Below are 16,375 nucleotides of genomic sequence, written 5' to 3'. Positions count from 1 at the left end.
ACTGTGGGAGGGCGTTCAAGGTGACTCGACCTCGTATCCGCGCTGGCGCAGCGCATTGATGTATCCGTCGTTGCCGGACAGGTCGGCGATGGGAAGCACCGCGAGCGTCGTCGTGTTGGTCTGCAGTGCATTGTCTGCGGCCGCAAGCCATTTCTCCCTTACGACCGTGCGGATGTCGGGCATGCCAAAAGCACGGGCTGCGGGCGCGTTGCTGAGCGAGTCCGTGCATAGTGCATCCCGTTTCGAGGTCAGGGATACGTCGATCCGGGCGGTCTCGCCCGTAGACCATGCATTTGCGTTGGTTACCAGGCGATCCATGCCGGATTCGACAAGATCCATGGTTGCCACCATGCAGGCGCTGTCGTCGATCGACGTCGACCTGACTGCCTTGAGCATCTGCGCGGCGTTCTGACGCGAGAGCTTGAGCATATATCGAGGTGTGTGCAGTCCGATGCCGCGCGCCTTCACTTCGGCGACGATGACGGGAGCGACCACCCCCTTGCTGCTCAGCCCACGCTGGGCCATCACCGCCGACATCAGCTCCTCCGCGGCCGCAAGCGGGCGCTTGCCTTCGAGGTTGCTGTGGCCAGCGAGGTACTTGTCGCGCAGATTCTGCCAGCGCGCGTATACATCCGGTGCCAGGACATCTTTGAGTTGCCCATTGTCAGGATTGTTCTGTGCCTTCATGTAGCTGTAGCCAAGCGACAGCTTGCCGAGCCAGCCGGTGTCGACGTCTACGGTGAAGGATGGCTCCCACAGCACGGCCTGAGCCTCGGCAATCACCTCTCGCACCGCTGCCGAATCCCATGTGATCGAGGATGGCACGGGCTTGAGCGTGCCCAGGATCCAGAGTGTGTGCTCGCCACGTGAGACTCTCCAGAGTCCGGGACCCGGTGCAACCCCGGACACCACGACGGTATCAAGGGTGCGCAATGGAGGCTCGGTGGCATCTGCTGCGGCGGCGCAGTTGATGCCCGCCGCGGGAAGCGCCAATGCAATGAGGAGCACAAGACGTGATTTCTGTCTCAGCATGTGGGTGCCGTTGCGTCTCTTCTCAGGTCAATTACTGCGGTAGGGGCGAGCATGTCGGGGTCGCGGGCCAGCAGCCCGGCCACGCGCGCCACATCGGACCTCGGCACCTCGAGGTGAGGGCCGTTCTGGGCGATGTGTTGACGTACGTTCTGCCAGTAGATCAGCTGGTGCTGCATGTAGTGTTCATAGAAAGCGAAGAGCCCGCGCATGACGCGGTAATCGTCTGCAAGCAGACTGCGTTCGGACTGGCCCTGTGCTGCAGGTTCCGGGTCAGCGCACGGCGGTGCGAAAACGCTCCTGAAGCCCAGGCCCGACGTGACGGGGGTGGAGATCATCGGGACGATCAGCGCATCGGTTCTGCGGGACAATGCGGCGGTGCCGAGCATGATGCTCATCGAGCGCTTGCAGAAGTTGATGGGGAATGTGGCGTTCTCGTCCTTGAAAACGTCCGGCAGGATGAAGACGGCTGCGCCTGCCCTCAGTTCACGCATGGCTGTTGCCAGGCCTTTGCGGGTGTCATGGACGAAACCAACACCGTTGTCCTCGTTCCAGAACCAGCCGTTGAGCCTGTCGAAGATTTCGTTGCCTGGATGGGTTTCCGGGTTTCCATAGAACAGGAAGGTTTTCCGCTCGTGCCGTAAACGCTCCGCCAGCATGATGATCGACAGAATGTAGTGGGCATGGTGCGGCACTGCGATCAGAAGCCCGCGCGGCGTGCGTGCCAGTTCATCGAATGCGCTGTAGTCCGTTCGGTCGGCGCGACTGAGCAGGGACAGGAACTCGGTCCGGTTCCCACGCCGCAGAACATTGGCAACGAACAGCTTCTGCAGGTACCAGTAGTAGTATTCGCCAAATCTCGTGTTTCCCGATTCGGCGCAGGCAACACGCAGGTAGTGCTCGTCGTCGTCGGTCAGAGGGGTCTTGATGATCGACTCGATCCAGGCAATCCGCCGATCAAGGCGGCGCAAGGGACGGGCAAGTTGAGTCAACAATTGCGGAATCAGCATGCAAGCCTTCCCTGTCGATCAACGACATCGCCTTCAAGCGTATCGATCGCTTCCATCAAGGCGTCGAGTTCGGCATCGATACTGTCGGGTTGGTACTGTGCCAGCAGTGCGGATCGGAACATCCTGATCTTTCTGCGCGCGTTGTATGTCCTGATCGCCGGCCTGCGCAGTGACTGTTGTTCGCGCAGCAACCATTGATCCCCCAGGCTGCTGCACTGGTGAAGATGGTCGATGATCCCGTGCAGGATCGCGCTGCTGTCGGCAGAACGGGCCTCGATCGTGGAATAGCCCTGTATGCCCCAGAACGACAGTGCGTAGCCGTAGCGTTGATTGAGGATCATTTCGAGCGGCGAAGCGTAGATGTCATCGCGCGCGGTCCGAATCAGCAGGGTTGCTTCGTGTGCTGAGACAAGCTGGTCCGAGAAAATGACGAGTGCTGGTCGCTGACCGGACTGCGCCAGCCGCACCATGCCGCTTGCGCTCAACCCAAGGCTGTTCTCGTTGCACACGACGCGTAGGCGCCCTGCATCTGCGAGCTGTCTGCTTCTGGTCAAGACTGCGCGCGTAGATGGCAGGACCAGCGCAAGAGCGTTGGTGCCAGCGTGGTCGCTGCCTGTATAGGCATGGAGGCTCCGCTCGAACTCCTCCGGTGCGTTGAATCCATCCATGGAATGTGCTCTCGATAATGACGAGGGCGAAGGCAACCGCCTTCGCCCTCGATCTGCGTCAGTTGATGCCCGGCTCGATTTCCGGCACGCAGTCATTGCCGTTGCTGCCGCAACAGTCCGAGCAGAACAGTGCTACCGCACCATTCCTAACCACTTCAAATGCGGTGCCAATCGACGTTGCGTCTTCGGCCCTCTGCAGCATCCCAGCTTCAAAGCCTGCGACATCCAATGCCATAGAACTCATCCTGATTCTCCATTCCAATTGGATACAGCGATCAATAGCCGGACCGAGTGAGCCGGCCAATCTGGACACAACGTCCAAATTCCTTTTTTGAACCAGATTGCGCGGTGATCTGAGCCGTCGAAGGTGGTCACCATGAATTTATCGTGAATGGGAGGGTGCTACTAATGAAAGCGAAAATCAATAGCCCCAGGGCGGACATTCGAGGAGGCGATGGCAGGGTCTGGGCGGCAGGGAAACGAGGTCCAGGTCTGCGCGACTCGGGGCAGACCGATCGCATGCATCGGTCCTGACCGGTCCGTGTCCAAAGGCCTAGAATGGTGCAATTGCAACCACAGGCTGGATTCCCATGGCTTCGATCCGCATCGCGATGGCGCAGTTCGACTTCCCGGTCGGCGATGTCGCCGGCAACACCGAGCGCATCATCGAGATGATCGGCCAGGCGCGCGATGAGTACGGCGCCGGGCTGGTGATGTTCCCCGAGCTGGCAGTCAGCGGCTATCCGCCGGAGGACCTGCTGCTGCGCCCGGGCTTCCTGTATGAGTGCGAGCAGGCGATGACCCGCATTGCTGCTGCGTGCCGTGGCATCACCGCCGTGGTCGGTTGGCCGCAGGCGGCCGGTGCGGTGGTCTACAACGCGGCCAGCGTGCTGCGCGATGGCCTGGTGGAGCAGACATACCGCAAGCGCGAACTGCCCAATTACGCGGTGTTCGACGAGCGCCGCTATTTCGATGTCGACCCGGACGGTGGCAGCTGCGTGTTCGAGGTCGACGGCATCCCGGTCGGCCTGCTGATCTGCGAGGACCTGTGGTTCGCCGAGCCGCTGGCCGATACGGTGCGTGCCGGCGCGCAGCTGGTGGTGGTGCCCAATGCCTCGCCGTACGAGCGCGGCAAGCATGCCCAGCGTGACGCCGTGCTGGCTGCACGCACCCGCGAAAGCGGCGCGGCCATCGCCTACCTCAACGTGGTGGGCGGCCAGGACGCGCTGGTGTTCGACGGTGCATCGGTGGTGGCCGATGGCGATGGCACGGTGCACCCGGCCGCGGCCGCCTTCGTCGACCAGTGGCTGGTGGTGGACTACGACGGCGCTACCCGCCGCTTCCTGCCGCAGGTATGGATGGACGACGGCGACGAGAGCATGGATGCGCTGGCGTGGCGCGCGGTCACCCGCGGCATCCAGGACTACTGCAGCAAGAACGGTTTCAAGAAGGTGTGGCTGGGTCTGTCCGGTGGCATCGACTCGGCGATCGTGCTGGCCATGGCGGTCGATGCGCTGGGTGCGGAGAACGTGACGGCGGTGCGCCTGCCGTCGCGCTATACCGCCGGCATGTCCAATGACCTGGCCGCCGAGCAGTGCCAGGCGCTGGGCGTGAAGCTGGAAGCCGTTTCCATCGAGCCGGCGTTCCAGGGCCTGATGCAGGCGCTGACACCAATGTTCGAGGGCACCACGCCGGATGTGACCGAGGAGAACCTGCAGTCGCGCAGCCGTGGCGTGATCCTGATGGCACTGGCCAACAAGTTCGGTGGCCTGCTGCTGACCACCGGCAACAAGAGCGAGTACGCGGTCGGCTACGCCACCATCTATGGCGACATGTGCGGGGGTTACGCGCCGCTGAAGGACCTGTACAAGACCGAGGTGTTCGGCCTGTCCAAGTGGCGCAACACCGTGGGCGGTGCGCCGGTGATCCCGCCGGCGGTGATCAGCCGCCCGCCCTCGGCCGAACTGCGCGAGAACCAGACCGACCAGGATTCGCTGCCGGCCTACGACGTGCTGGACGGCATCCTGTACCGCTACATCGACCAGGAGCAGTCGCGCACGGAGATCGTCGCTGCAGGCTATGACGCGGCGGTGGTGGATCGTGTGCTGCGGCTGGTGCGGATCAGCGAGTGGAAGCGTCACCAGGCCGCGCCGGGCCCGAAGGTCTCGCGCCGCGCGTTCGGGCGTGAGCGCCGCTACCCGATCAGCAACGGCTACAAGAGCTGAGGACCGCTCGCCGGGCATGGCCCGGCACTACCAATGTTCGATGGATCCATCGGGGTAGTGCTGGCCGGCAGCCGGGTGTGCCGCCCATCCACGCATGGCGTGGATCTACCGGTCTTCGTTGAGCAGCTGCTCCAGGCCGGCGGTTTCGGCGGCCTCGTCAAATTGGCTGTCCCCCAGCCGCGCGCGCACGAATGCCAGGCCATCGGCCGCCGCTGCGTCCAGCGTGCCGCGATGGTCGACCGGGTATCGGCGGAATGCCACGGGTTCACCGCGCAGGGCCAGGCCGACGGCATACAGCAGGGTGGTGAGATAGGGCACGTCGCGGTCCTCGCTGCCGTGGCCCAGCATCAACGGCTGGCTGAAGCCCCGCCGTGGCACGCCCAGATAGTCATGCAGCAGCGCCCAGATGCCCGGCACCGTGGTCAGCGGTGCGCTGAACATTTCTCCCGTGTTCGCCCCTTCCAGGGTGGCCGCCAGCGGGCCCAGGCACTGCTGGCGCGCCAGCGCGACCCGTGCATGGCCTTCATCGCTGAGTACGCGTGCGATACGCGGCTCCACCTGCAGCAGGCCATCGAGCAGGTAGGCGTGATAGGCATTGAGCGCGCCCGGATTCGGCGTGCGGTTGTCCGGCTTCATCACCAGCGCGGTCAGTTCGACGGCCGTGGGTGTGCCGGTGGTGAAGCTGCCGCGGTACTGCAGCGAGGGCCCATAGGACGGTGCCAGGTGGCCGGCAGTGAGTGCGGCAGCGCCGCCCTGCGAATGGCCCACCGATACCCAGCGCGGTGACAGCGTGGCGTTGCCGAGGAAGTGGCGGCTGGCCTTGATGAGATCGATGGCGTTGCGCGCGGAGGTACGCACGTGCAGGTAGGCGTGGTCACCGGGGCCACCCAGGCCGTGGTAATCGGCGGCGAGAACGGCATGGCCCTGTGCCAGGAACTGGTCGAGGAAGCGGCCATCGCGCTCGGGCTGATAGGGGCCGGATACCGAAGGCGCGCAGTGGTCGGCGATGCCCTGGGTGCCGTGCGCCCAGGACACGACCGGCCAACCACCTGCCGGCGCAGGTCCGGCGGGCAGGTAGACCAGCCCGGTTGCCTCGACCAGGCGACCGTGATGATCGGGGGTGCGGTAGGCCAGCTTGTAGGCCTGGGCGGCCTTGGAGGGCACCCAGCTGGCGCGGTAGGGCGCGGCCGAGAGCAGGTCACCCGGCTCGGCCGCCAGCGCGACAAGGGGACTGGCGGCCAGCGCGAGCAGGGCAGTGACCAGCAGGGTCGGGCGCGGTCGGAACCGCAGGGACGATGAGGACATGTGGCGCTCCATGCAGGCCGGGATGACCTTTGCGCCGCATTCTGGGAGCTGTCCTCCGCGCCGACTGCGATGGAAGTCGCAGTGATCGCCGGTTCGTAGCATTCCTAGCGGTGACGCCAGGCAAAAAAAAGGCCCCGTGCGGGGGCCTTTTTCTTACTTCTTTTCCAGTCGCGCGTTGCGCTGGCCGGTGGCGGCGGACTTTTCGCCGGCAAACGGGTTCAGCTTGCGGATCATCCACGGGTACTTCGGCCACTTGCCTTCCAGCCACGGGTGGTCCGGCTGGTTCAGCTGCAGGACGCGGCGGGCGTCGTCGGCCAGGGTCTTGTTGCCCAGGTGGGTGTAGGAGTCGGCCAGCACCGCCACGGCGTCGTTCTGGAACGCGCTCTGCGGATAGGTTTCCAACAGGTAGTTGGCGCGCCCGGCGGCCGAGACCCAGGCGCCACGGCGCATGTAGTACAGGGCGTTGTCGAGCTCGTGCTGGGCGAATACGTCACGCAGCACCAGCATGCGCTGGCGCGCATCGGCGGCGTAGCGGCTGTTGGGATAGCGGTCGACCACGATGTTGAAGTCTGAATAGGCCTGATGCGGCGTCGACAGATCGCGGCGGCTGGCGTCCAGGGACCATACGCGGCGTAGGAAAACCGTATTGCGGTTGGAGTTGGCCAGGCCGCGCAGGTAATACAGATAGGCGATGTTGCGATGGGTCGGGTAGGTGCGGATGAAGCGGTCGATGCTGGACACCGCGTCATCATGCTTGCCGGCCTTGTACTGGGCATAGGCCGATTCGATCATCGCCTGCTCGGTGTACGGGCCGTAGGGATACTGTGCCACCAGGCGACGGAAGCTGGCTTCGGCGCCGCTCCAGTTGCCGCCTTGCATCAGCTTGTGGCTCTTTTCGTAGAGCTGTTCGACCGGGGTGCCTTCATCAGGGCGGTCGCCCTTGGTGCCGCGGTTGCAGCCTGTGGCGACGATGACCAGCACCAGCAGGAGGGCGGTCAGGCGGACGGGCGCGGAGAGCAGGACGGAGCGTCGGATCATGGGGTCAATGCGGGACGCGGCTGGAATACGAAGGGTCGATGATAGCCTAGTGTCCTGTCCAGCGACTGAAACCGGCTCGCCGGGACCCCAAAATTTCAAAGATGCCCCCCTGCCATGTCTGAACAACCCTCCGAATCGGCCCGCCAGGCCGTTGTCCCCGACACCTCCGCCGGCCGCCGTTTCGACGCGGTCGTGGCCGAGCTGTTCCCCGAATATTCCCGTTCCCGCCTGACCGAGTGGATCAAGGCCGGCGACGTCCTGCTGGACGGTGCGCAGGCACGCCCGCGCGACGCGCTGCGCGGCGGCGAGGTGGTCACCCTGCAGGTGGTGCTGGAAACCCAGACCAGCGCCGAGCCGGAAGACATCCCGCTGGACGTGCTGTTCGAGGACGAGCACCTGCTGGTGATCAACAAGCCGGTCGGCCTGGTCGTGCACCCCGGTGCCGGCAACCACAGCGGCACCCTGGTCAATGCCCTGCTGTACCGCGACCCGTCGGTGGCGGTGCTGCCGCGCGCGGGCATCGTGCATCGCCTGGACAAGGACACCAGCGGCGTGATGGTCGTGGCCCGCACGCTGGAAGCGCAGACCGCACTGGTCGAGCAGCTGGCCGCCCGTGACGTGCACCGCCAGTACCTGGCCGTGGTGATGGGGGCGCTGGTGGCCGGTGGTACCGCAGATGCGCCGATCGACCGTCACCCGCGCGACCGCCTGAAGATGGGCGTGCGCGAGGATGGCAAGGAAGCGGTGACCCATTACCGCCTGCGCGAGCGCTTCCGCGCGCATACCGCGCTGGAATGCCGCCTGGAAACCGGGCGTACCCACCAGATCCGCGTGCACATGGCGCACCTGCGCCATCCGATCGTGGGCGATCAGCTGTACGGCGGTGCGCTGAAGCTGCCCAAGGGGGCCAGCGACGAGCTGGTCGCCGCGCTGCGCGGCTTCAAGCGCCAGGCCCTGCATGCAGAGACCCTGGAGTTCGTGCATCCGATCAGTGGTGAGCCGGTGCGCAACACCGCGCCGGCGCCGGCCGACATGCTGCATCTGATGAAGGTGCTGCGCGAAGACAGCGCGGCCTTCGCCGAACGCGAGCGGGACCGCTGGTAATGACTACCGCGCTGCCGCTGCTGCAGGCTGATTGGCCGGCGCCCCCGGGCGTGCATGCACTGACCACGCGCCGGCATGGCGCGGGTATCTCGCCAGCGCCCTTCGCCCAGTTCAACCTGGGCAACCGGCACGCGGCCGACGGTGACACCCCGGCCAACGTCGAGCACAACCGGCAGCTGCTGCAGCAGGGCCTGGCACTGCCATCGGCGCCGCATTGGCTGCGCCAGGTGCACAGCAGCACCGTGCTGCGTTTCGGCGCGCCGCCGGTGGAGGGCGCCAGCGAACCGGTGGCCGATGCCGCGGTGACCTCGGTGCCCGGCGTTGTGCTGGCGATCCTCACCGCGGACTGCCTGCCGGTGGTGTTCGCCGCTGTCGATGGCAGCGAGGTGGGCGCCGCCCATGCCGGTTGGCGTGGCCTGGCCGACGGCATGCTGGAGGCCACCGTGGCCGCCATGCAGACGCCACCGGCGCAGCTGCGCGCGTGGCTGGGCCCGGCAGCGGGACCGGCCGACTACGAGATCGGCGAAGAGGTGTACCACGCCTTCGTCGGCCACGACGCGGCCGCTGCGGCGGCCTTCGTGGCGACCCGCCCCGGTCACTGGAAAGTGGATCTGTTCGCGCTGGCGCGACAGCGCCTGCAGGCCGCGGGCATGGCGCTGGGCAACATCCACGGCGGCACGATCTCGACCATGGCCGATGCGGATCTGTACTCGCACCGTCGCGACCGCCGCACCGGCCGGATGGCGACGCTGGTGTGGATGGACTGATGCGGGGGGATCGCGCTGCGGGGGCAGAACCTGGCGGCGTGATCGTCTTCGATGGCGTCTGCGCGTTGTGCAGCCGCTGGGTGCGTTTCCTGCTGCGGTTCGACCGGCAGGAACGCTTTCGCTTCGCGGCGATGCAGGGCGCGCAGGGCAGCGCGATGTTGCGCGCGCACGGCCTGGACGCGCACGACCCGACCTCGTTCCTGCTGTTGGACGGGCAGGGCGCGTGGACCGATACCGATGCGATCCTGCGCGTTCTGGGAGCACTGGGTGGTGGCTGGCGCCTGGCGGCCGTACTGCGCGTGCTGCCACGCCGCTGGCGCGATGGCGCCTACCGCGTATTGGCACGCAACCGCTATCGCTGGTTCGGGCGCCATGACGCCTGCTTCCTGCCCACCCCGGAACAAGCCGCGCGGTTCCTCGATTAGGCGCCGCCGGGCGTGGCCCGGCGCTACCCCGTGCCCGGATCAATGTAGCGCCGGGCCATGCACGGCGTGGGCGGTCAACCTTCCAGGGCTTCGAGGTAGCTGCGGCGCCAGTGGTTGATGTCGTAGGTGCGCAGGTGTTCCATCATCGCGTGCCAACGCTCCTTGCGCCGGTGCAGCGACATCGTCGCCGCAGTGGCGATGGCATCGGCCACGCCGTCCAGATCGTGCGGGTTGACCAGCAGCGCCTGCTTCATTTCATCGGCGGCGCCGGCCAGCAGGGACAGCACCAGCACGCCGGGATCTTCCGGATCCTGCGAGGCCACGTATTCCTTGGCCACCAGGTTCATGCCATCGCGCAGCGGGGTGACCAGGCCGACAGCGGCGGCACGGTAGAAGCCGGTCAGCGTGGCGTGGGTGAAGTTCTGGTTGACGTAGCGCAGCGGTGTCCAATCCGGCTCGGCATGGCCACCGTTGATGTGGCCGGCGATCTGCTCCAGCTGGCTGCGCAGTTGCCGGTACTCGGTGACATCGCCGCGCGAGACCGGTGCGATCTGCAGATAGGTGAGCGAGCCACGCTGGTCGGGATGGCGCTGCAGGTAGCGTTCGAAGCCGAGGAACCGCTCGGGCAGGCCCTTGGAATAATCCAGGCGATCCACGCCGATGGCGAGCTGGCGGTCGCGCAGGCTGCTGCGCAGGTTCTTCACGGCCGACTTGCTGGCTGCGGTGCTGGCCTGGCGGGCGATCAACTCGGTGTCGATGCCGATCGGGAACGCCGCGGCACGGAAGTGACGGCCGCCGGGCGCTTCGAGCTTGCCGTTTTCCAGTACCCGGCCACCGCCGAACAGGCGCAGGTAGGTCTGGAAGCGATCGGCATCGCGCTGGGTCTGGAAGCCGACCAGATCATAGGCATACAGCGCCGAGAACAGCCGCAGATGATCGGGCATCGCCTGCAGCAGGTCCGCCGAGGGCATCGGGATGTGCAGGAAGAAGCCGATGCGGCAGCCGATGCCGCGCTCGCGCAGCATCGCGCCGAGCGGAATCAGGTGATAGTCGTGGATCCAGACGATGTCGTCTTCGCGCAGCAGCGGCGCCAGCTTGTCGGCGAACAGTGCATTGACCCTGTGGTAGGTCTCGCGGGTGCCGCGGTCGTAGTCGACCAGGTCCAGGCGGAAGTGCAGCAGTGGCCACAGCGTGCGGTTGGCGAAGCCGTTGTAGTAGCCGTCCACATCGCGCTTGGCCAGGTCCATGGTGACGTACTGGATGTCACCGTCACGTTGTTCGTGCAGCGTGCCACTGGCCTCGCGCACGCTCTTGCCACTCCAGCCGAACCACAAGCCGCCGCGTTCCTTCAGTGCCGCCAGCAGGCCCACGGCAAGGCCACCGGCACGGTTCTCGCCCGGGACGGCAACGCGGTTGGAAACAACGACAAGACGGCTCATGAGGCCTCCTGCCAGGACCGCGACAGGCGCATCGCCGCCGTGATCAGGCCGACATGCGAGTAGGTCTGCGGGAAGTTGCCCCAGGCTTCGCCACCGTCGAACGCCAGGTCCTCCGACAACAGGCCCAGATGGTTGCGTTGCTGCAGCAGCGCCTCGAACATATCGCGCGCTTCATCCATGCGGCCGATCGCAGCGAGTGCATCGATGTACCAGAACGTGCAGATGGTGAAGCTGGTTTCCGGTTCGCCGAAATCATCCGGGGCGATATAGCGGTACAGCGCGTTGCCGTGCTTGAGGTCGCGGCCGATGGCGTCGACGGTGGCGACGAAGCGTGCGTCGTTGGCGTCGATGAAGCCGATGTCCGCCAGCAGCAGCAACGAGGCATCCAGGCGGTGGCCATCGAAGGTATCGGTGAAGTGGCCGAGCTCCTCGCTCCAGGCTTTTTCCATGATGCGTGCGTGGATGGTATCGGCACGCTCGCGCCAGTACTGCGCGCGGTCATCACGCTTCAGGCGCACAGCGATCTTGCACAGGCGATCGCACGCCGCCCAGCACATCGCGCTGGTGTAGGTATGCACTTCGGTGCGGCCGCGGAATTCCCACAGGCCGGCATCGGGCACGTCGTGCAGTGCGAACGCCTGTTCACCCAGCGGTTCGAGCCGGGCAAAGGTGTGGCTGTCACCGGGGTCCTGCAGGCGACGGTCGAAGAACAGCTGGGTGGAGGCCAGCACCACGCTGCCGTATACATCGTGCTGGCGCTGTACCCAGGCCAGGTTGCCGCGCCGCACCGGGCCCATGCCGCGGTAGCCGGACAGGCTGGGCACTTCGTCCTCGTCCAGCTTGGCTTCGAAGCCGATGCCGTACAGCGGCTGCAGGGTGCCGTCGGTGGTGGCCAGGTTGAAGATGTAGCCGAGGAACTGCTCCATCGTGCGGGTGGCGCCCAGACGGTTCAACGCGCGCACCACGAAGGCGGCATCGCGCAGCCAGCAGTAGCGGTAGTCCCAGTTGCGCACGCTGCCGGGCGCTTCCGGGATCGAGGTGGTCATCGCCGCGATGATCGCGCCGCTGTCCTCGTACTGGCAGAGTTTGAGGGTGATCGCACTGCGGATCACCGCGTCCTGCCATTCCAACGGGATGGACAGGTACCGCACCCATTCGCGCCAGTAGTCGCGGGTGCGCTGGAACGCTTCCTGCACGTAGCCGCTGATGGAGCGGTTGAGCGATTCATCCACACCCAGGATCAGGTGGATGGGATGGTTGAGCACGAACGGCAGGCCATCACGCACGAAGCGCACAGGAACGTCGGTAGTCAGGCGCAGCACATGCTCGGGCAGGATCCAGCGCACGTGGTTGCTGCCCCAGGTGGACTCGGGCACGCGTGCGCCCCAGTCGGCCAGTGGCCGCGCACGGATCACGATGCGCGGGCTGCCGGACAACGGGCGCACCTGGCGGATCAGGCTGACCGGCCGGTAGAAACGATCGTTCTGGCGCCAGCGCGGGGCGAAATCGAGGATTTCCAGCGCGCCGCCATGTGCATCGCGCAGCACGGTGCGCAGGATCGCGGTGTTGGTCAGGTATTCCTGTTCGCTGCCGGCGAAATCCTCCAGTTCGATGGCGAAGTCGCCGCCGGTCTGCTGGTTGGGGCTGAGCAGGGCACAGAAGGTCGGGTCGCCGTCGAAGGTCGGCAGGCAACTCCAGACAACACGGGCGTGCTTGTCGATAAGGGCGCCGAAGCTGCCGTTGCCGACCACGCCCAGATCAAGATCGGGTTGGGTCATCACGCGGTACATCTCGGTTGCGGCCGTGGGGGCCGGGGTCAATACGCATTCTCACGCAGCCAGGCGTGCACGCTGCGTATGTCGGGCAGCGCGAACACCGCTGCACTGGGTTCACGTTCGCCGATAAGCACGCTCCAGCCATGCAGGCCATTGGCCGCATCGAAGCCGAATTCATCGGTCAGGTCATCGCCGAGGAACACCGGCAGACGCCCACGGAACGGCAGGTACTGCATCAGCCGACGTACGGCTCGGCCTTTGTTGGTAGCCACCGGGACGAATTCGATGACATGGTCGCCCGGCTGCAGGCGATAGCTGGCACGGCCGCGAACATGGCGGTCGGCGAAGGCGCGCACATCGTTGGCTGCATGCGGCGCGCCACGCCAGTGCAGGGCCAGGCCTACGCCCTTGTTCTCGACCAGTACGCCGGGGTGGCCATGGGCGAAACGCATGGCTTGTTGATGAAGCGCATGCAGCCAGTCGGCGGTGTCGTCAGCATGCTCATCGCGTATCACGTGCCCGTCCTGCGCACGCAGTTCGTGGCCATGCAGGCCCGCAGCGGGAAGCTTGAGCGGCGCGAACAACTGGTCCAGCTGTTCAAGCGGGCGACCACTGACCAGTGCCACGGCACCTTCCAGCCGATCGCTGATGCGGCCGATGGCTTCACGCACATCGGGGAGAAGCTGCACGGCGTCGGGGCGTGCAGCGAATTCGATCAAGGTGCCATCCACATCGAGGAACAACGCGCAGGCGTCGTCCAGCAATGGAGGTGGCGGACGCAGGGGGAGCGGTTCAGCCATGGCGACCACCATGCCAGCGGCGGCGTGTACGCGGGGTCGAGGGCAGGCTACGGTTGGTGCGGACCAACGGTCCGCACCCACCCACAGTGATCCATCGCGTCCCGGTGGGTGCCGACCGTTGGTCGGCACGTTGTTCGCAGCAATCAGAACGTGTAGCGCACGCGACCGTAGTAGTACGCACCGTTGCTGCCGATCGGCGACAGCACGTCGTAGGGCAGGTTGCCGAAGTAGTGGATGTCCTCGTTGGAGCGATCCGGGTAGTTGTCGGTCAGGTTCTGCCCACCGATGGCCACGCTCCACTGCGGGGTGATGCGGTATTCCACTTCCGCATCCAGCTGCCACTCGGCCTGGTAGGTCTGGCGCGGAATGTAGCCATCACCGAAGTTGAATACGCGGGTGGCGCTGCCGTAGCGGTTCACCCGGCTGCTCAGCGACCAGCGGTCGTTGCTCCAAGCGGCTGAGAAACTGCCACGGGTACGCGGGGTGGCGTCGGTCAGCGTATTGGTCTCTTCGATGCCGAACAGCACGTAGTCCGGGTCCAGCGCCTGCAGCTGCGCGGGCGTGGCCAGCACGTTCTTCAGCGTGGTCCTGGTGTAGGCGTAGGTGCCGGTCAACAGCAGCTGGCCATCGCCCAGCGACTGCCGCCAGTTGCTCACCAGCTCGGCGCCGCGGGTGCGCGTGTCGGCGGCGTTGACGAAGAAGCTGGCGCTCTGCAGGCCGCCGACGCCGTAGTTGGTGGCCACGTAATCGGTCAGCGCATCGCCGGTGATGCTCTCGGACAGCGCGATGCGGTCGTCGATGTCGATCTGGAAGAAGTCCAGCGACAGGTCGAAGTGCTCGCCGATGCGGCTGGTGAAGCCGAGCGAGGTGTTCAGCGACTTCTCCGGCTTCAGGTCCTGCGAACCCAGGCCACGGGCGATGGGGTTGTTGACCGAGAGCAGGCGGCCCTGCACCAGCTGGCCGCCGGCGTTGTAACCGGTGGAGGTGGATTCGTAGCCGATCTGCGCCAGTGACGGTGCGCGGAAATTGTTGGAGATCGCGCCGCGCAGGGCGAATGCCGGGGTGAACTCGTAGCGCAGTCCGAGCTTGCCGGTCAGTTCGCCGCCGAAGTCATCGCTGTGCTCGTAGCGCGCGGTCAGGTCGGTGGAGAATTTTTCGCCGAACTGGCTGGACAGGCTGGCGTAGGCACTGGCCACATCGCGTGACAGGGTCGCCGCATCCTGCGGAGTCAGGCCACCGCCTGCCTGCGAGCCGGTCGGGCGATCGGTGTAAGGGCCGGCGGCGTAGCTGGCCGGGTCGCCTGGACGGGTCTGGTAGCGCTCGTGGCGGGCTTCGGCGCCCAGGCCCAGGGTGTGGCTGATGCTGTCGCTCTGCGAGAACACGCGGCTCAGGTCGACGTTGCCCACAGTCTGCGCGTACTCGTAGTCCGCGGTCTTGAAGCGGGTCGGGCTGGTCGGGCCCAGCGAGGCATTCAGCGAATCGCGCAGACGATAGGTGAAGTCGTTCTGGCCATAATCCAGGCTGCCGTCATAACTCCATTCACCCCACTGCCCACGGATACCGGCCACCGCCTGCACGTCGCGGTTCTCGCCTTCGGAGATCGGCCGGTAGCCATTGGGGTAGACCTCCTTCCAATTGGCATCGCCATCGGGATAGCGGAAGTAGTTCGCGCCTTCGGTATCACGCTGGTTGAAGGTACCGAACGCATAGAACGTCGCGGTCCTGCCCACCGGAATCTCGGTGTTCAGCCACAGATTGATGTCCTTGCTGGCGCCATCGCCGAGCACGTAGTTGCGCTTGCCCTGCAGGGCAAGATTGGCCTCGGTCTGGTCCCACGGCGGAATCTGGTCGAAGCCGGCGCGGTTGGTGCCGTTGCGCTTCTTGTATTCCAGGCCGACACGCAGGAAGCCGCCGTCTTCGCCCAGCGAGGTGCCGACCTTGGCACTGAGGTTGCCCGTCTGGCCGTCGGTGAGGGTGCGGCCGATCGGCTTGAGGTCGGTGTGGTTGGCGCCGTAGCTGGCTTCGATCTCGCCGCCGTCGCCGCCGTTGTCGAGGATCACGTTGATCACGCCGGCCACGGCATCGGAGCCATACAGCGCACCGGCGCCATCGCGCAGTACTTCGATGCGCTTGATGGCGCTGACCGGGATTGCGTTGAAGTCGACCGGGGTGGTGCCCTTGCCGATCTTGCTGTCGGTGTTGACCAGCGCGGTGTGGTGGCGGCGCTTGCCGTTGACCAGCACCAGCACCTGGTCCGGCGACAGCCCGCGCAGCTGCGCGGCGCGCACGTGGTCGGCGCCGCCGGAGTTGGACTGGCGCGGGAAGTTGAACGAGGGCAGCAGGGCCTGCAGGGCGCTGCCCAGCTCGCCATTGACCACGCCGGCCTTGCGGATGTCCTCGGCGGTCAGCACGTCCACCGGCGAGGTGGATTCAAGCACGGTGCGGTCGGCGGCGCGGGTGCCGGTGACGATCACCGTGTCTAGGTTGGTGGCGGCGTCCTGGGCCGAAGCCAGGGCGGGGGACAGGGCGAGCGCGATGGCGAGGCCGAGCGGCGACGCGGACAGGCGGGGGGACATGCGGACTCCAGCAGCAACGACGTGGGGAAGGGGCAGGCAGATAGTTTCACTTACATCCATCCGGATGAAGCGATATATTATCTTGGCGTGAGGAGGCGGTGCGATGCAAGTCCCGGCTCCCATCGCATCACTTCATGCCCTGCCGGCATGAGGGCATTGGTTGCAGCCGCAACCGAGGCGCAGGTGTACCCTCCGTGCCCCTTCGTCGTGCTTT

General features: G+C 65.9%; 14 protein-coding genes. 4 read left to right on the top strand and 10 right to left on the bottom strand.

Annotation, left to right across the window (positions count from 1 at the left end):
* Positions 1-15: 15 nt before the first annotated feature.
* Genes LMF57_RS15730 through LMF57_RS15715 form a run of 4 tightly spaced genes read right to left on the bottom strand, consistent with a single transcriptional unit; the run spans position 16 to position 2,951 of the window.
* Positions 16-1,032, bottom strand: coding sequence for a TraB/GumN family protein (locus LMF57_RS15730; protein ID WP_117311231.1), 1,017 nt, complete (start codon positions 1,030-1,032; stop codon positions 16-18).
* The gene (locus tag LMF57_RS15725; RefSeq protein WP_117311229.1) at positions 1,026-2,039 is read right to left on the bottom strand and encodes a hypothetical protein; all 1,014 of its coding nucleotides are present in this window, start codon (positions 2,037-2,039) and stop codon (positions 1,026-1,028) included. The genes LMF57_RS15730 and LMF57_RS15725 overlap by 7 nt, the downstream gene beginning before the upstream one ends.
* Positions 2,033-2,707, bottom strand: a complete 675-nt coding sequence (locus tag LMF57_RS15720) for a hypothetical protein (protein ID WP_229290185.1) — start codon at positions 2,705-2,707, stop codon at positions 2,033-2,035. The genes LMF57_RS15725 and LMF57_RS15720 overlap by 7 nt, the downstream gene beginning before the upstream one ends.
* Before the next feature lie 58 nt (positions 2,708-2,765).
* On the bottom strand, positions 2,766-2,951 hold the full coding sequence (locus LMF57_RS15715; protein WP_146268079.1) for a hypothetical protein: 186 nt from the start codon (positions 2,949-2,951) through the stop codon (positions 2,766-2,768).
* 346 nt (positions 2,952-3,297) lie between these two features.
* On the opposite strand from LMF57_RS15715, the gene LMF57_RS15710 reads away from it, so the two are divergent.
* Positions 3,298-4,932 carry an NAD+ synthase gene (locus LMF57_RS15710; protein ID WP_229290184.1) on the top strand — a complete coding sequence of 545 codons (1,635 nt, stop codon included), beginning with the start codon at positions 3,298-3,300 and terminating at the stop codon, positions 4,930-4,932.
* A 105-nt stretch (positions 4,933-5,037) separates the two neighbouring features.
* Here the strand turns inward: LMF57_RS15710 and LMF57_RS15705 are convergent, their stop codons facing one another.
* Together LMF57_RS15705 and LMF57_RS15700 are read right to left on the bottom strand one after the other, a co-directional pair.
* The gene (locus tag LMF57_RS15705) at positions 5,038-6,237 is read right to left on the bottom strand and encodes a lipase family protein (RefSeq protein ID WP_229290183.1); all 1,200 of its coding nucleotides are present in this window, start codon (positions 6,235-6,237) and stop codon (positions 5,038-5,040) included.
* 153 nt (positions 6,238-6,390) lie between these two features.
* Positions 6,391-7,275 carry an outer membrane protein assembly factor BamD gene (locus tag LMF57_RS15700; RefSeq protein WP_089236594.1) on the bottom strand — a complete coding sequence of 295 codons (885 nt, stop codon included), beginning with the start codon at positions 7,273-7,275 and terminating at the stop codon, positions 6,391-6,393.
* Between the two features lie 114 nt (positions 7,276-7,389).
* On the opposite strand from LMF57_RS15700, the gene rluD reads away from it, so the two are divergent.
* From rluD to LMF57_RS15685, 3 genes are read left to right on the top strand one after another with little or no spacing between them, the layout of a single operon-like run.
* Complete coding sequence (gene rluD / locus LMF57_RS15695; protein WP_080278287.1) at positions 7,390-8,379, top strand: 23S rRNA pseudouridine(1911/1915/1917) synthase RluD; 990 nt, start codon at positions 7,390-7,392, stop codon at positions 8,377-8,379.
* Positions 8,379-9,146 (top strand): peptidoglycan editing factor PgeF, encoded by a 768-nt coding sequence (gene pgeF, locus LMF57_RS15690; RefSeq protein ID WP_117311221.1) that lies wholly within the window; start codon positions 8,379-8,381, stop codon positions 9,144-9,146. The genes rluD and pgeF overlap by 1 nt, the downstream gene beginning before the upstream one ends.
* Complete coding sequence (locus tag LMF57_RS15685; protein ID WP_117311219.1) at positions 9,146-9,571, top strand: thiol-disulfide oxidoreductase DCC family protein; 426 nt, start codon at positions 9,146-9,148, stop codon at positions 9,569-9,571. Before pgeF ends, LMF57_RS15685 begins: the two co-directional genes overlap by 1 nt.
* A gap of 74 nt (positions 9,572-9,645) precedes the next feature.
* On the opposite strand, the gene otsA is transcribed toward LMF57_RS15685, so the two are convergent.
* From otsA to LMF57_RS15665, 4 genes are all read right to left on the bottom strand, one after another.
* Complete coding sequence (gene otsA, locus LMF57_RS15680) at positions 9,646-11,010, bottom strand: alpha,alpha-trehalose-phosphate synthase (UDP-forming) (RefSeq protein WP_229290182.1); 1,365 nt, start codon at positions 11,008-11,010, stop codon at positions 9,646-9,648.
* Positions 11,007-12,788 carry a glycoside hydrolase family 15 protein gene (locus LMF57_RS15675; RefSeq protein WP_208082228.1) on the bottom strand — a complete coding sequence of 594 codons (1,782 nt, stop codon included), beginning with the start codon at positions 12,786-12,788 and terminating at the stop codon, positions 11,007-11,009. Before LMF57_RS15675 ends, otsA begins: the two co-directional genes overlap by 4 nt.
* A 38-nt stretch (positions 12,789-12,826) precedes the next feature.
* Positions 12,827-13,585 (bottom strand): trehalose-phosphatase, encoded by a 759-nt coding sequence (otsB, locus tag LMF57_RS15670; RefSeq protein ID WP_117311960.1) that lies wholly within the window; start codon positions 13,583-13,585, stop codon positions 12,827-12,829.
* A 143-nt stretch (positions 13,586-13,728) separates the two neighbouring features.
* Positions 13,729-16,161 carry a TonB-dependent receptor gene (locus tag LMF57_RS15665; protein WP_229290181.1) on the bottom strand — a complete coding sequence of 811 codons (2,433 nt, stop codon included), beginning with the start codon at positions 16,159-16,161 and terminating at the stop codon, positions 13,729-13,731.
* Positions 16,162-16,375: the final 214 nt, after the last annotated feature.

Origin of the sequence: Stenotrophomonas sp. SI-NJAU-1, assembly GCF_020883215.1 — a bacterium.
Lineage (GTDB): Bacteria > Pseudomonadota > Gammaproteobacteria > Xanthomonadales > Xanthomonadaceae > Stenotrophomonas > Stenotrophomonas indicatrix.
The sequence above is the reverse complement of the archived record's forward strand: the minus strand, read 5'-3'. Positions and strand labels throughout refer to the sequence as shown.

Coding starts and splice junctions, on each gene's coding strand:
- LMF57_RS15730 (WP_117311231.1), bottom strand. CDS start 1,032: ATGCTGAGACAGAAATCACGTCTTGTGCTCCTCATTGCATTGGCGCTT.
- LMF57_RS15725 (WP_117311229.1), bottom strand. CDS start 2,039: ATGCTGATTCCGCAATTGTTGACTCAACTTGCCCGTCCCTTGCGCCGC.
- LMF57_RS15720 (WP_229290185.1), bottom strand. CDS start 2,707: ATGGATGGATTCAACGCACCGGAGGAGTTCGAGCGGAGCCTCCATGCC.
- LMF57_RS15715 (WP_146268079.1), bottom strand. CDS start 2,951: ATGAGTTCTATGGCATTGGATGTCGCAGGCTTTGAAGCTGGGATGCTG.
- LMF57_RS15710 (WP_229290184.1), top strand. CDS start 3,298: ATGGCTTCGATCCGCATCGCGATGGCGCAGTTCGACTTCCCGGTCGGC.
- LMF57_RS15705 (WP_229290183.1), bottom strand. CDS start 6,237: ATGTCCTCATCGTCCCTGCGGTTCCGACCGCGCCCGACCCTGCTGGTC.
- LMF57_RS15700 (WP_089236594.1), bottom strand. CDS start 7,275: ATGATCCGACGCTCCGTCCTGCTCTCCGCGCCCGTCCGCCTGACCGCC.
- rluD (WP_080278287.1), top strand. CDS start 7,390: ATGTCTGAACAACCCTCCGAATCGGCCCGCCAGGCCGTTGTCCCCGAC.
- pgeF (WP_117311221.1), top strand. CDS start 8,379: ATGACTACCGCGCTGCCGCTGCTGCAGGCTGATTGGCCGGCGCCCCCG.
- LMF57_RS15685 (WP_117311219.1), top strand. CDS start 9,146: ATGCGGGGGGATCGCGCTGCGGGGGCAGAACCTGGCGGCGTGATCGTC.
- otsA (WP_229290182.1), bottom strand. CDS start 11,010: ATGAGCCGTCTTGTCGTTGTTTCCAACCGCGTTGCCGTCCCGGGCGAG.
- LMF57_RS15675 (WP_208082228.1), bottom strand. CDS start 12,788: ATGACCCAACCCGATCTTGATCTGGGCGTGGTCGGCAACGGCAGCTTC.
- otsB (WP_117311960.1), bottom strand. CDS start 13,585: ATGGCTGAACCGCTCCCCCTGCGTCCGCCACCTCCATTGCTGGACGAC.
- LMF57_RS15665 (WP_229290181.1), bottom strand. CDS start 16,161: ATGTCCCCCCGCCTGTCCGCGTCGCCGCTCGGCCTCGCCATCGCGCTC.